This is a genomic window from Vogesella lacus, from assembly GCF_979366295.1.
The window spans coordinates 50,095-63,619 of the sequence record NZ_CEETQT010000008.1 but is presented as its reverse complement, the minus strand read 5'-3'; the positions used below and the strand labels follow the sequence as shown (position 1 = coordinate 63,619).

Genomic DNA, 13,525 nt, shown 5'->3' with positions numbered 1-13,525 from the left:
CCCGCTGCCGGGCAGGGCAGCGGGTTTGTCTGTCAGTCGGGGAAATCAGGGCTTGAGCTTGACGTTCCAGAAGAACGGCCAGGTGGAGGCGGTAAAGCCTTCCAGCTTGGGCGAGCGGGAGGACAGGCTGCTGAACTTGCCAACCTGGATGTAAGGCACTTCGTCGTAGACAGTCTGTTGCACACGGCCCCAGGCGGCGGCGCGTTTGGCCGGGTCGGTCTGTTCGTTGAATGTATCCAGCGCGGCTTGCTTGGCCGGGGTGCTCCACCAGCCTGGCGCACCATTACCCAGCTGTGGTGGCGAAAGCATAGGCTCGGGGAAGAGAGGCGAGTGGGTAATGTAGATATCCCACAGCTTGCTGTCGTTACGACGCTGTACCAGGGTCGCCCAGTCGACCACGTTCAGGTCAGGCTTGAAGCCGGCCTTTTTCAGCTGCTCCGCCATGATCAGCGCCATATTGTAGTGAAAGTCGTACTGGCGACTGGTCAGGATACGCACCGGTTCGCCCTGATAGCCGGCAGCAGCGGCCATGCTTCGGGCTTGTGCCGGGTTGTTTTGCCGGTACTTGTTAAGACCGGCTGTCGAGTAGAACGGCGTGCCTTTGGGGAAGTGATTGCCCTCGGCGGTGTAAAACTGCGGGTTGCCGAAGCCTGCGGCCAACATATCACTCTGGTTCAGTGCAGTTTGCAAGGCCTGGCGTACGGCTGGCTTGGCCATGCTGCCTTCTTTGGTGTTGAGTACCAGATAAGGGAAGCCGAAGGACTTGTTAAGAGCGGGAACTGTCTTGTCACGCGCTTTTTCGAGGCGTGGCAGGGCATCAACCGGCAGCAAGTCAGCGAAGTGATATTGTCCTGCCAGTGCACCCTCTACCCGGGTATTGGCATTCGGTACCGGGATAAAGCGCAGCTCGTTAACCATGGCGTTGCGTTTGCCGCCATAACCGTTTGCGCCCTCTTTTCGGGCGCTGTATTTGTCAAAGCGCGTCAGTAGTACGTATTGGTCTGGCTTGCGTTCGGCAAACTTGTAGGGTCCGGTGCCGACAAACTGGGTCAGCGGGTTGGCAATGCTTTCTTTGGCCATGATGGCGGCCATGCCACTAGGCAATGCCAGTTGCGCCAGCAACGGGGCATAAGGCTGCTTCAGCACAATCTCGATACTGTAATCGCCTTTGCTGTTCAGGCTTGCCAGCTCGGCTGCCACATTCTTGCCGCGCGGTGCCATTTCCATCCAGCGTTTCAGGCTGGCAATCACGTCTTCAGCATTCAGCTCGCGGCCATTGTGCAGCATCACGCCTTTACGCAAGGTGATGGTGTACTGCTTGCCATCTTCCGAGACCTTGGGCAGTGAGTCGGCCAGCAGGGGGACGATCTGCCACTTGGCGTCAAAGGTGTACAGCGGCTCGTATACGTGCTGCATGATGGTGGCCACCAGGTCGGCGGTGGAAGCCATCGGATCTAGCGTTTGCGGCTCGGCCACCATGGCCAGATTCAGGGCGCTGCCCGGGGCGGCAAAAACCGAACCGGCAGGTAAGGCCAGCAGGCTACAGGCGGCGATCGAGACAGCGAGAAGGTGACGGCGGGTGGTTGGGCTCTGCATCATGGTGGTCTCTCCTTGTGGAATTTATTTTCATGAAATTCATCTTATTGTGCGTTTTTTGTACTGTAAAGCGGATTTTAAGATGCTGTGTTGAAAATAAATTTCACAAAAGGCATGATTACAACACCGTCACCTGAAGGAGTTTCATCATGTCTTTAGAGTTTCTTGGCAATCCGCCGCTTGCTTCCGATCAGCAGCCACGCCCTTTGTCACCGGCAGTGCGCGCTGGTGATTTTGTCTTCGTTTCCGGCCAGGTGCCGGTAGATGAAAAGGGGGAAATTGTGGCCGGTCATATCGAGGCGCAAACCCGTCAGGTTTTCCGTAATGTGGAAAAGGCGCTGGCTTTGGCGGGCTGCAGTCTGGCGGATGTGTGCAAGGTGAGTGTCTGGCTGCAGGATGCCAGGGATTTTCCCACCTTCAATCGCATCTATATGGAGCATTTCACCGGCAACAAGCCGGCGCGCTCAACCGTGGAGTCACGGCTGATGATTGATGCGCGAGTCGAGATTGATGTGACAGCGTATAAGCCGCGTCAATCGTCGTGATCTGATAAGCGCATGGCCGCAAGCATTGCTGCTTGCGGCCAACCTTGGTTGCTAGCGTCAGACGCCGCTCAGCAGCTTTTGCAGTGGCGGCAGGAATTCGTCTGTCGCGGTGTAGCCGATCAGGCGGTGACTTTCCTTACCCTGGCGGTTGTAGAAAATCATGCCGGGCGGGCCGTAGAGGCCGAATTGCTTGAGCAGGGCCTGGTGTTCGCTGTTGTTGGCGGTGACATCGGCTTTCAGCAGCACCATGTCGGCAAAGGCAGCGCGCACTTGCGGGTCACGGAAGGTGGTTTGTTCCATCTCGATACAGGCTACGCACCAGTCGGCGTAAAAATCCAGCATCACCGGCTTGCCGGCGGCGGCCTGTAGCGCCTGCTGCAATTCGGCGGGGCTGCCTACCTTGCGCCAGGCCAGTTCGCTATTGCCGGCAGCAGCACTGCTACCCAATAGCTGCGCCAGTGGCTGACGGGCGGAGCTGGCACCGCTGAAAATGCCGATCAGCTGGATGGCAGCGGCTAGTGCCAGCATCAGGCCCAGTGCCTTGGCCAGCTTGTGGATGCTGCGTGCGTTGCCGGGCAGCGGTTCGAAAGCCCCCAGAAAGACGGCGCTGCCGGCCGCCAGTGCCGCCCAGGCCAGCATGGCGAGCCAGGCCGGGACAAAGGGCGCGGCCAACCAGATGGCGACGGCCAGCATGATGGTGCCGAATACCGCCTTGATGCGGTTCATCCACTGGCCAGCCTTGGGCAGCAGTTGGCCGCCGAGGGTGCCAAGCAGGATCAGCGGCGTGCCTAGGCCCAGTGCCATCGCGTACAGCGCCAGGCCGCCGAGCACGGCATTGCCTTGCTGGCCGATATAACCGAGCGCGACCACCAGTGGCGGCGCGATGCAGGGGCCGATCAGCAGGGCAGACAAGGCGCCCATGCCGAAGACGGTGGCGATTTTGCCGCCGCTGAGGCGATTGCTGCTGTCGGCAATACGGGTTTGCCAGCTGGCCGGCAGCTGCAGGCTGAACAGGCCGAACATCGACAGTGCGAGCACCACCATCAGGGCACTGGCGGACAGGATGACGACCGGCTGTTGCAGCCAGACACTGAGCAGACTGCCGGTGAGGCCGGCGATGATGCCGATAATGGTGTAGCAGACCGCCAAACCCTGCACATAGCTGAACGACAGCATGAAGCCACGACGACGGGTGATGTGCTGGCCCTGGCCGGCAATCAGTGAGGACACGATGGGCAGCAGCGGATACATGCAGGCGGTAAACGCGAGGCCGAGGCCGGCGACGAAAAAGGTCAGCAGGGTGCTGGCGAGGTTGGCCGCAGCAGGTGACGAGTCTGTCTGTGTAGCTGGTGAGGGGGCCAGTGCCTGCAGCCAGTTGCTGGCACTGCTGCGGCTGCCGATATCAAAGCGATAGGTGTAGGGCGGATAGCACAGGCCGGCATCGGCACAGCCTTGCATCACTACTTCGAGCTTGAATTTCTCTGGCGCAGTAGCTTGCAAGGGCAGGGTGATCTGAGTCGTGCCCGGCAGATAGACCGCCAGACGACCGAAGTAAGGGTCATCCTTCATCTTGCCGGGAGGCAGCGGAGAGCCGCTGAGCAGGCCGGCCGGATCAGTGCTGAACTTGCTGCGATCGCGATACAGGTAGTAACCGTCAGCCACCTCCAGCGTCAAAACCACTTGACCGCCCTGGCGTTCGGCTTGCAGCGCAAACGCTTTTTCTGGTGGCAGCAGATCTTCGGCATTCAGGGCGCTGGCCGTTTGGGCGATGAAAAGCAGGCTGAAAACCAGCAGCAGTTGCTGGAACAGGTGTCGAATTGAAGAGGGTGTCACGGTTGCGGCTTGTCCTAGGCTGGGTAGTGCATCACAATGCTGGCTTACCAAGCAAACGCTTGAATATCAGGCTTGGGCTGAAAGAGCGAGACTATGTCAGGTCATATCATTCATTTTGCGCATGCTAACAGTTTTCCTGCTTCGATCTATCGCAAGATGTTCGAGGTCTGGCAGGCGCAAGGCAATCAGGTCAGCTATCTCGATTGTATCGGCCATGACAGCCGCTATCCGGTGACGGACTGTTGGCCGCATCTGGTCGATGAAACCCTTGATTACTTGCGTGCCCGCTATCAGCAGCCGGTAGTCGGTGTCGGTCATTCGCTCGGTGGTTTCATCCTGTTTTTTGCCGCCATTCGCGAGCCGCAGTTGTTTTCGCGGCTGATCATTCTTGATTCGCCCTTGATGGGGCCGGCGCGTTCGGCCGGAATCTGGCTGGCCAAGCGTATGGGTTTTATCAGTAGGGTAACGCCGGGCGGTAATACACTGAAGCGGCGTGACCGATGGGCATCCGAGCAGGCGGTATACGACTACTTCGCGCGCAAGCCAATGTTTGCGCGTTTCGATCCGGACTGTCTGGCCGACTATGCGCGCCACGGCACGGTTCTGATGGCAGACGGCGATCGCCAGCTGAAGTTCCGCCCGCAGGCCGAGAATGCCATCTACAACACCCTGCCGCACTCCTTCCCGCGCTATCGCGGCAAGCTGCGCGTGCCAACCGATTTTCTGGCCGGCGAACACAGCGATGTGCTGCAGGCGAGCGATCTGGCCTTCATGCGCAAGGCGTTCGGCATGCGTATTCATACCTTTCCCGGTTCACACCTGTTTCCGCTGGAGTCGCCAGTGGCGACTGCCAGCTTCATTCAGGAGCTATTAAGTCGCTGACGCGGCCTTGTCCGCTTTTTGCCGTTTTTGTCTGACCAGCTCGCGCAGCATGAAACGATTGGGGCTGAGCGCATTGAGCAGGTCGGTGGGTAGCGGCATCGGCTCGCCCTCTAGCAGGCTGGCCAAGACTTCACCGGCAAGCGGCGCGGTTACCATGCCGCGCGAGCCGTGGGCCGTGCTGGTATACAGACCCTTGATCCACGGCATGGCGGCATCCAGCTGCAGGCTGGCATCGCGGCTCAACTCGCGATAGTGCTCGACAAACTGCTGCCGGCGCGCAACGCCGCCCAGCAAGGGCAGATAGTCGGGGCTGGTGCAGCGCTCGGCCGCGCGTCCCTGGCAGGCCGCTTCGTCATTGCTGAGGCCCGCAGCCAGTGCCGGTGCCATGCGAGAAAGCATGTCGAGGTTCTCGCGATGTTCGGCCGGATGAGTCTGCAAGTCGTTGTGATCAAACTTGAAGGTAGCACCCAGCGTGTGGCGATCGTGACGGGCGGGGGCAATATAACCTTCACCGCACAGCACGGTTTTCAGCTGGCTACTGGCGGCCGTGGCAGCCACTTCACTGATCTGGCCGCGAATGCGTTTGAGCGGCAGATGGGCGGTGGCATCAAACGCAAGGGTATCGTTGGCCGCAGCCAGTACTACGATACTGCCGATGGCCAGCGCTTCGTCGTGATGCATGGCCAGCCAGCTGTCGTCTTCATGATTCTGGCTCAGCTCGGTGATTGTCTTGCCCAGTCGCAGACTGATATTCGGGTGATCCAGCAGCTTGCCAACCAGGCTTGGCGGATTCAGCCAGCCACCTTGCGGGAAGTACAGGCCGGACTGTGACAGCGGCAGGCCAGCTAGCTCGCTGGCTTCTTGCGCATCAACAGCCTGCAGAATGTCAGTGGGCAGCCCCAGTGCAGCCAGACCTTGCTGGCGTTTCAGCTCGTCTTCGCTATCTGCCAGCTGCAGCACGCCGCAGCGCTGCCAGCTGATGCCGTCATCTGCCAAGTGTTGCCCCAGTGCGCGCAGGGAGTAGGCATAGCCTGACAGCACCAATCGGGTCAGCGGGGTCAGATGGGCAGACAGCTTGGTGTAAAGAATGCCTTGTGGATTGCCGGAGGCTTCGCGAGCAGGCAATGGGTGACGGTCAATGACGGTTACCGACCAGCCGCGCAGTGCCAGACTGTGGGCGGCGCTGGCACCGGCAATGCCGGCACCGACCACGATGGCGCTGCGCTCGCCGCTGTGCGACGAAGGCTGCTGCAGCCAGGGTGCTTGCCAGCCTTGTTCAGCTAACTGGACAAGTTGGCCGCAACTCATTTCACGTTTGATGCCGTGACCGGGAACCTTGCTGACGGCAAAACCCGCTGCCTGCAGGCCGCGTCTGACCGCACCGGCGCAGGTGAAGGTAGCGAAAGTGGTGCCGTGGTGGCCGAGTCTGGCCATTTGCTGAAACAGCTCGGGCTGCCACATTTCGGGGTTTTTGGATGGGGAAAAGCCATCGAGAAACCAGGCGTCGACCTGTGCATGCAGCTGTGGCAGGGTTTCCAGTGCATCGCCGATCAGCAGCGTCAGGATGATACGGCTGTTTTCAAGGACAAAACGATGCCAGCCGGGGGCAAGCGCATCGTACTGGGCCAGTAGCTGGCTGCTTTGCGCCTGCAACTGCGGCCACATGGCCAAGGCACGTTGCATGTCTTCGGCAGAGAGCGGGTGCTTTTCCGTGCTGACAAAGTTCAGCCGTGCATCGGGGGGGGCAGTCTGCAGAAACACCTGCCACGTCAGCAGAAAATTGAGGCCGGTGCCAAAGCCGGTTTCGGCGATGCAGAAACTACCCGCCGCAGGCAGGGCGGCAAAACGCTCGGGGAGTTGATTGTGCTTGATGAAGACGTGGCGGGTTTCATCCAGCCCACCGGCGACCGAGAAGTAGACGTCCTGATAGGTGGTGGAAACGGGTTGGCCGTCTTGCCAGTCAAGGGCGGCGGGTTGGGCAATGCGGGTCATCTGCTGCAGCCTTTGGCCCCGTAGCAGGGGCTGGAGGAAAAACGAAAATTTTGCGGCAGCAGACGATTACTGGCAAGACGACAGATCAAATCTGTACGGCTCTAGCTGGAAGTTTCCTGCAGCTGGCCAAGGATTTGCGGGTTCTCCAGCGTGGAAACATCCTGGGAGATCTCTTCACCACGCGCAATTGCCCGCAAGAGGCGACGCATGATCTTGCCCGAGCGGGTTTTGGGCAGATTTTCACCAAAGCGGATATCGTCCGGCATGGCGAGCTTGCCAATCTCGTGGGCCACCCAGTTTTTCAGTTCGGCGGCAATCGCTTTGGCCTCGTCGCCTTGGGGTCTTTCTCCTTTGAGCACCACGAAGGCAACAACGGACTCGCCCTTGATATCGTGCGGCTTGCCGACAACGGCAGCTTCGGCGACCAGCGGGTTGGCCACTAGGGCTGATTCGATCTCCATCGTCCCGAGGCGGTGGCCGGAGACATTCAGGACATCGTCGATGCGGCCCATGATCCAGAAATAGCCGTTTTCATCGCGATTGGCCGAGTCGCCTGAAAGATAGTATTTGCCGTTGAACTCTTCGGGAAAGTAAGTGGATTTGAAGCGCTGTGGGTCGTTCCAGATGGTTCTGGCTTGCGACGGGAAAGGCTTCTTGATAACCAGAAAACCGCCCTTGCCAGGTTCGACCGGTGCCCCCGACTCATCAACGATATCGGCCATGATGCCGGGTAGCGGCAGGGTGCACGAGCCTGGCTTGGTCGCAATGGCACCGGGTAGTGGCGAGATCATCACGGAGCCGGTCTCGGTTTGCCACCAGGTGTCGACAATCGGACAGCGGCTGCGGCCAACCATCTCGTAATACCACATCCATGCCTCGGGGTTGATGGACTCACCGACGGTGCCCAGCAAGCGCAGGCTGGACAAGTCGTGCTCAGACGGCAAGAAGGCCCCGAGCTTGATCAGGGTGCGGATGGCAGTCGGTGCGGTATAAAAAATGGAAACCTTGTGGCGGTCTATCATGCGCCATAGTCGCGCAGCATCCGGATAGGTCGGTACGCCTTCATAAATCAGCTGGGTGGCTCCCATGCCGAGCGGGCCATAGCAGACATAGGAATGGCCGGTCACCCAGCCGACGTCGGCAGTACACCAGAAAACATCATTGGGCTTGTAATCGAAAACCCAGCGGAAGCTGTTCAGCGCACCCAGCAAATAGCCAGCGCTACTGTGCTGGATGCCTTTGGGTTTGCCGGTTGAGCCTGAGGTGTAGAGGATGAAGAGCGGGTCTTCGGCATTCATCCATTCCGGTTCGCATTGGTCGGGCTGATCTGCGATCAGCTTGTGCCACCAGATGTCACGCTGATCATGCCATTGGCTGGCATCATTATTGGTGCGCTGGTAAACAATGGTATTGATGACGGAGCTGCAGCTGGCACTATTCAGTGCCTCGTCGACCATGCTCTTCAGTGGAATGACTTTGCCGCCGCGCAGTCCTTCATTGGCGGTGATGACGACTTTGGCGCCGGCATCGATGATGCGGTCTCTGACCGCGCCGGATGAGAAGCCGCCAAAGACCACCGAGTGAATTGCGCCGATGCGGGCACAAGCCTGCATGGCGACAATGGCTTCGATGCCCATAGGCAGGTAAATGATGACGCGATCACCCTTGCTGATACCCAGTGACTTCAGGCCGTTGGCAAACTGGCAAACCCGGCGATGCAGTTCGGAGTAGGTGATACGGGTAACTTCGCCGTCATCAGCTTCGAAAATCAGGGCGATCTTGTTGCCGTTGACAGCAAGGTGACGGTCAAGGCAGTTGTAGGAAACATTTAGTTCCCCATCGTCGAACCATTTGAAGAAGGGGGCCTTGCTGTCGTCCAGTACGCGAGAGAAAGGCTTGTGCCAGCTGATCAGCTCTTTTGCCAGCTCTGCCCAGAACGACAAGTAATGATCATCCGCTTGCTCGCACAGGGTGTAGTAGGCATCGGCTCCTGATACCGCCGCTCTGCGGCGAAACTCGTCATCCGGGGGGAAGCTACGCGTTTCGCGCAGGATTGAGTCAAGCGTGGACATGTCTTTTCCTTCTGAATCATGACAACAAGCAGCAGAAAGCCGCACCCCGATGGGGTGCGGCTATTGTGCCCTAGTTTGGCTTAGTGTTGCGAAGCACCTGCAGCACCGATACCGGTCATGGAGCGAACGAACTGAGCATCAAACTTCTGTTTCTCGATTTCGGCAGCTTTGGACTTGTCCAGAACCGAAATCAACCAGGTGAAGAAGAAGGCCAGGCTGATCGAGAAGATGGCTGGGTTCTTGTACGGGAACAGAGCAGCTTCATGCTTCAGGATGTCAACCCATACAGTTGGGCCAAGAATGATCAGAACGACAGCGGAAATCAGGCCAATCGAACCACCGACAACGGCACCGCGAGTAGTCAGACCTTTCCAGAACATGGACAGGAACAGTACCGGGAAGTTGGCCGAGGCGGCGATGGAGAATGCCAGGCCGACCATGAAGGCAATGTTCTGCTTCTCGAATACCAGACCCAGGATGATGGCCAGTACGCCCAGAATCACGGTGGTGATCTTGGAAACGCGCATTTCGCTAGCTTCGTTGGCTTTGCCCTTCTTGATAACCGATGCATAGATGTCGTGAGATACGGCGGATGCACCGGACAGAGCCAGACCAGCAACTACTGCCAGGATGGTGGCAAATGCGACTGCAGAGATAAAGCCGAGGAACAGGTCACCACCGACAGCTTTGGACAGATGGATCGCAGCCATATTGCTGCCGCCAATCAACTGGGTTACTTCCTTGCCGCCTTTGGTCACGGTTTCCATCAGGCTAGGATCCTTGAGCAGCAGCATGATCGCGCCGAAGCCGATGATGAAGGTCAGGATGTAGAAGTAGCCGATGAAGCCGGTTGCATAGAAAACGGATTTACGAGCTTCTTTGGCATCAGATACGGTGAAGAAGCGCATCAGAATGTGTGGCAGGCCGGCGGTACCGAACATCAGAGCCAGACCCAGAGAGATCGAATCAATCGGATCGGATTTGCCTGGAGCCATGATGGCTTCGCCTTTGGCGTGGATGGCAACGGCTTCCTGGAACATTTTCTCTGGGCTGAAACCGACATGAGACAGCACCATGAAGGCCATGAAGGACGCGCCCGACAGCAGGATGATAGCCTTGATGATCTGAACCCAGGTGGTGGCCAGCATGCCGCCAAAGGTCACGTACATCACCATCAGGACACCTACCAGAACCACTGCGCTGGAGTAGTCCATGCCGAACAGCAACTGGATCAGTTTGCCGGCACCAACCATCTGTGCAATCAGGTACAGGACAACAACGACCAGCGTGCCGGTGGCTGCAAAGGTGCGAACCGGGGTCTGTTGCAGACGGTAGGATGCAACGTCGGCAAAGGTAAATTTGCCAAGGTTACGCAGGCGTTCGGCAACAAGGAACAGGATGACAGGCCAGCCAACGAGGAAGCCGATCGAGTAGATCAGGCCGTCATAACCTTTGTCGAATACCAGTGCCGAAATACCCAGGAAGGATGCTGCGGACATGTAGTCGCCGGCAATCGCCAGGCCATTCTGGAAGCCGCTGATGCCACCGCCTGCAGTATAAAAGTCACTGGCAGAGCGAGTGCGGCGCGATGCCCAGTAGGTAATGCCCATGGTGAAGGCAACGAAGATGAAGAACATAATGATTGCATGCCAGTTGGTGGCTTGCTTTACGGCTTCGCCTTCAAACGCACCAGCTGCCATCGCTGCTGCGGGCAGGGTCATGGCCAGTGCTGCGGCCAACCTTTGAATTTTGATGGTCATTGCTGGGCCTCTTCCACGATTTGTTGGTTCAGCTGGTCAAACTCGGTATTGGCCTTGTGTACATAGATACCGGTCAGGCCGAATGCGGAGAGAATGATGGCGATGCCGACAGGGATGCCGACAGTGGTAGTGCCGCCAGAGAGCGACTGACCGAGCGTATCCGGCGAGAAGGCCAGCAGCAGGATGAAGCCGTAGTAGATTGCGAGCATCACAAAGCTCAGTCGCCAGCCCAGGCTGGTGCGCTTCTGAACCAGTTCATGGAATTTGGGGTTTCTTTGCACCCTCTGCAGGACATCGTCGTTCATTGTCTCTAACCTCCCTTTGTATAGCGTAGGCAAATGCCATTTGCTGTCATGCACTCTAAGAGTGAGGTGTTCTGGGGGGCTAATCGTTTTTTTTGATGCAGATAATTTGAACCGTGTTTTTTTGCAGATAAATCCTTTTGCATCAATATGTTGCTTGTGATCATATGGATTTCTTATGCATCATATAATTATGGTTTATTGGTATTTATTGATATCGCGTCTTGCCGGAGGCGGCGTGCTTGTACACAATGCAAAAACTCAATTTTCACTGCATGGTGATGGCAGAAAGGTATCGATCTGAATGGAAATTTATCAGCTGAGAACCTTTGTAACGGTCGCGCAGCAAGGTCATCTGACCCAAGCCGCAGAGTTGTTGCATTTATCCCAGCCCGCCGTAACCGCACAGATCAAGGCTATAGAGGAAGAGGTGGGCATGCCATTGTTCGAGCGAACGGCCGGGGGCGTAATCCTGACCTTGGCTGGTCAGGAGTTGCTTCCTCGTGCTCAGGAAATTCTTGCAGCTGCGCGGCAGTTGCTGGATCACGCCAAGTCGCTGAAAGGTCCGATGGGGGGCAAGGTTCAGGTAGGCATTGCCTTGACGCCTGATGTATTAAGAGTGGGGCCGTGGGTGGCTAAGCTTGCAGAATTGTATCCCTTGCTGGAGGTGTGTTTGCATCAGGGGGTGACCGGTGATGTCCTCAATGCAGTTCGCAAGAAAGAGCTGGATGCGGGTTTTTATCTGGGCAAGAATCCGTATGTCAATGTCCATACTCGCGTCCTGACCTCGTTACCCCTGAGGGTTGTCTTGCCCCCAGGCTGGATGGCCAGGGTGGCACCAGGTAGTAGCAAAGACCTGGGGCGCTTGCCTTGGGTGGGCATTTCCCAGTTTTCCAGCTTGTCCAAAATCGTTTCCGAGTTATGGCGTGAGTTGAACATTGCGCCAAAGAAAGTTGCCGAATGCGACAATCTGTTTGCTGCGTCTGAGTTGGTCAAGGCAGGGGTTGGTCTGGCCTTGATGCGGGAAGAGGATGCGCTTGTGGCCGCCGCCAAGGGCGAGGTCGATTTGCTGCCTGATGTGGTGAAGCATGCTGACCTGCAGTTTGTGTTTCCGGCAGATCGGGCTGAGGATCCTATCCTCAATACGCTGCTTCAGGTATTGTTATCGGTATGGCAACAGTAGCATAGCCAAATTCCTGATCAATCCTTGTATGGTATTTGCTGATGAACGAGCTCTTCTGGAATTGTTTTGATGCACTGCAATCAGGTCAGCGCCGTATCTATGAGGCGCAGCTGGAATATCTTGAAGTATCCTGTTTTCCACCATTTTCACTCTCTCAGAATGATACTGACAGCAGGATGGAGGGAGATCTGAAACTGCTATCTGGCCTCTCGCTGGTACGTGCCTCTGCAGATGCGCAGATTGATCTGCTGCTGGCGATTGAGAAGTGGTTATGCTCACAACAGAAAGGATTCATCAGGCAAATTGAGCAAGTCCCTTCTGATGGAGTTGCGCTTTCTGCCTGTATGGTGCCTGTCGACGTGGGGATGTCCGGCTATCTGATTGCATCAAGGGCGACGCGTCAGATCAGTCACTTTGCCTCGACGCGTTTCTCGTACGCGACCCTGATGGCAGTCAAGGATGCTCGTAGTGCCTGCCAGGGGCGCTGAGCAGGCGTCTGAGTCATTTCTTTTCATTCACCAGCATCCCGCCTATTGCGCCCGATAAAATCAGAATGCCGGCCAGGATACTGTTGGTAGTAAGTGTACCTTGGCCGCTTAGTGCAAGTATCACGGTCGACAATAATGGGGCGAGGTAGGCTAGGGCACCGATCTGTTTCGGGTCCCCTAGTTGCATAGCTTTTTTCCAGAAGAAAAAGGCTAGTCCTAGCGGGCCAATCCCCATCGCTATCAAAGCAAGCCATTCATTCTGTGCGGGCCATACTGTTTCTTCCGTGAGCAGATGCAATCCAAGGGATAAGGCACCTGACGCAAAACAAAAGCAGCCGATTGCTGCGTCCGGAAACTGTGGCAGTTTTTTGCAGGCAAGACTGTAAACTGCCCAAGTCAGTGCGGCTGCAATGGCCAGATAGTATCCGGATGGGAAGCTATCTGGTATCTGAAGTGCGCCATTGGTAACAATCAGTACTGCTCCTGAAAGACCAAGGATTGCAGATAGTATGTGCGAGAATCTTAGCGTGCCATTACCAAATAATGGGCTGAGGATTACAATAAGCAGCGGCCATAAATAGTTGAGCAGGTTCACTTCCATGGCGGGTGCATTTCGGAATGCACTGAAAAGCAGGTAGTGATAGCCAAATATGCCAAATATGCCTACAAGGAGTGTAGTCGGTGGAATGGCCCATTCCTTGAGCCTATGTATGCTTACCAAGCTCCCTATCAGTAGTGCAATAGCCGTTACCTGAAATGTTGGAATTTTTTGGGTAAACGCACCGAGTGCAGCGAGTAGTGACCAGAGCAAAATGGTAAGAACCGCGTAGATTTTTGACTTTTCCATTATAAAAATTGAATTGCATCGACAT

Annotated in this window: 11 protein-coding genes; 4 read left to right on the top strand and 7 right to left on the bottom strand. The window is 56.8% G+C overall.

Annotated features, from left to right (window positions below):
- Window positions 1-45: 45 nt before the first annotated feature.
- A complete protein-coding gene (locus ACZ9W6_RS11425; RefSeq protein ID WP_465191281.1) occupies window positions 46-1,599 on the bottom strand; it encodes an ABC transporter substrate-binding protein in 1,554 nt (517 codons plus the stop codon).
- A gap of 146 nt (window positions 1,600-1,745) precedes the next feature.
- Between ACZ9W6_RS11425 and ACZ9W6_RS11420 the strand changes: the two genes are divergently transcribed.
- Window positions 1,746-2,141: a RidA family protein gene (locus tag ACZ9W6_RS11420; protein WP_465191280.1), complete on the top strand. Its 396-nt coding sequence runs from the start codon at window positions 1,746-1,748 to the stop codon at window positions 2,139-2,141.
- Window positions 2,142-2,198: 57 nt separating this feature from the next.
- Here the strand turns inward: ACZ9W6_RS11420 and dsbD are convergent, their stop codons facing one another.
- A complete protein-coding gene (dsbD, locus tag ACZ9W6_RS11415) occupies window positions 2,199-3,974 on the bottom strand; it encodes a protein-disulfide reductase DsbD (protein WP_465191279.1) in 1,776 nt (591 codons plus the stop codon).
- Window positions 3,975-4,067: 93 nt separating this feature from the next.
- On the opposite strand from dsbD, the gene ACZ9W6_RS11410 reads away from it, so the two are divergent.
- Window positions 4,068-4,856, top strand: a complete 789-nt coding sequence (locus ACZ9W6_RS11410) for an alpha/beta fold hydrolase (RefSeq protein ID WP_465191278.1) — start codon at window positions 4,068-4,070, stop codon at window positions 4,854-4,856.
- Here the strand turns inward: ACZ9W6_RS11410 and mnmC are convergent.
- The 4 genes from mnmC to ACZ9W6_RS11390 all read right to left on the bottom strand — a co-directional run bounded on the left by mnmC (window position 4,845) and on the right by ACZ9W6_RS11390 (window position 10,985).
- Complete coding sequence (gene mnmC / locus ACZ9W6_RS11405) at window positions 4,845-6,848, bottom strand: bifunctional tRNA (5-methylaminomethyl-2-thiouridine)(34)-methyltransferase MnmC2/FAD-dependent 5-carboxymethylaminomethyl-2-thiouridine(34) oxidoreductase MnmC1 (RefSeq protein WP_465191277.1); 2,004 nt, start codon at window positions 6,846-6,848, stop codon at window positions 4,845-4,847. The two genes, ACZ9W6_RS11410 and mnmC, sit on opposite strands and share 12 nt — an antisense overlap.
- A gap of 101 nt (window positions 6,849-6,949) precedes the next feature.
- Window positions 6,950-8,920: an acetate--CoA ligase gene (acs, locus tag ACZ9W6_RS11400; RefSeq protein ID WP_465191276.1), complete on the bottom strand. Its 1,971-nt coding sequence runs from the start codon at window positions 8,918-8,920 to the stop codon at window positions 6,950-6,952.
- A gap of 80 nt (window positions 8,921-9,000) precedes the next feature.
- Entirely contained in the window at window positions 9,001-10,680 is a 1,680-nt protein-coding gene (locus ACZ9W6_RS11395) for a cation acetate symporter (RefSeq protein ID WP_465191275.1), read from the bottom strand.
- Complete coding sequence (locus ACZ9W6_RS11390; RefSeq protein ID WP_465191274.1) at window positions 10,677-10,985, bottom strand: DUF485 domain-containing protein; 309 nt, start codon at window positions 10,983-10,985, stop codon at window positions 10,677-10,679. Before ACZ9W6_RS11390 ends, ACZ9W6_RS11395 begins: the two co-directional genes overlap by 4 nt.
- A gap of 301 nt (window positions 10,986-11,286) precedes the next feature.
- On the opposite strand from ACZ9W6_RS11390, the gene ACZ9W6_RS11385 reads away from it, so the two are divergent.
- Window positions 11,287-12,165, top strand: coding sequence for a LysR family transcriptional regulator (locus tag ACZ9W6_RS11385; RefSeq protein WP_465191273.1), 879 nt, complete (start codon window positions 11,287-11,289; stop codon window positions 12,163-12,165).
- Between the two features lie 41 nt (window positions 12,166-12,206).
- Window positions 12,207-12,653 (top strand): hypothetical protein, encoded by a 447-nt coding sequence (locus ACZ9W6_RS11380; RefSeq protein WP_465191272.1) that lies wholly within the window; start codon window positions 12,207-12,209, stop codon window positions 12,651-12,653.
- A 13-nt stretch (window positions 12,654-12,666) separates the two neighbouring features.
- Here ACZ9W6_RS11380 and ACZ9W6_RS11375 read toward each other — a convergent pair whose 3' ends face one another.
- Window positions 12,667-13,500, bottom strand: a complete 834-nt coding sequence (locus ACZ9W6_RS11375) for a DMT family transporter (protein ID WP_465191271.1) — start codon at window positions 13,498-13,500, stop codon at window positions 12,667-12,669.
- Window positions 13,501-13,525 lie beyond the last annotated feature (25 nt).

Bases quoted from the DNA above. Each gene is read 5' to 3' on its own strand.
- ACZ9W6_RS11425 (WP_465191281.1), bottom strand. From the start codon at position 1,599: ATGATGCAGAGCCCAACCACCCGCCGTCACCTTCTCGCTGTCTCGATC.
- ACZ9W6_RS11420 (WP_465191280.1), top strand. From the start codon at position 1,746: ATGTCTTTAGAGTTTCTTGGCAATCCGCCGCTTGCTTCCGATCAGCAG.
- ACZ9W6_RS11410 (WP_465191278.1), top strand. From the start codon at position 4,068: ATGTCAGGTCATATCATTCATTTTGCGCATGCTAACAGTTTTCCTGCT.
- mnmC (WP_465191277.1), bottom strand. From the start codon at position 6,848: ATGACCCGCATTGCCCAACCCGCCGCCCTTGACTGGCAAGACGGCCAA.
- acs (WP_465191276.1), bottom strand. From the start codon at position 8,920: ATGTCCACGCTTGACTCAATCCTGCGCGAAACGCGTAGCTTCCCCCCG.
- ACZ9W6_RS11395 (WP_465191275.1), bottom strand. From the start codon at position 10,680: ATGACCATCAAAATTCAAAGGTTGGCCGCAGCACTGGCCATGACCCTG.
- ACZ9W6_RS11390 (WP_465191274.1), bottom strand. From the start codon at position 10,985: ATGAACGACGATGTCCTGCAGAGGGTGCAAAGAAACCCCAAATTCCAT.
- ACZ9W6_RS11385 (WP_465191273.1), top strand. From the start codon at position 11,287: ATGGAAATTTATCAGCTGAGAACCTTTGTAACGGTCGCGCAGCAAGGT.
- ACZ9W6_RS11380 (WP_465191272.1), top strand. From the start codon at position 12,207: ATGAACGAGCTCTTCTGGAATTGTTTTGATGCACTGCAATCAGGTCAG.
- ACZ9W6_RS11375 (WP_465191271.1), bottom strand. From the start codon at position 13,500: ATGGAAAAGTCAAAAATCTACGCGGTTCTTACCATTTTGCTCTGGTCA.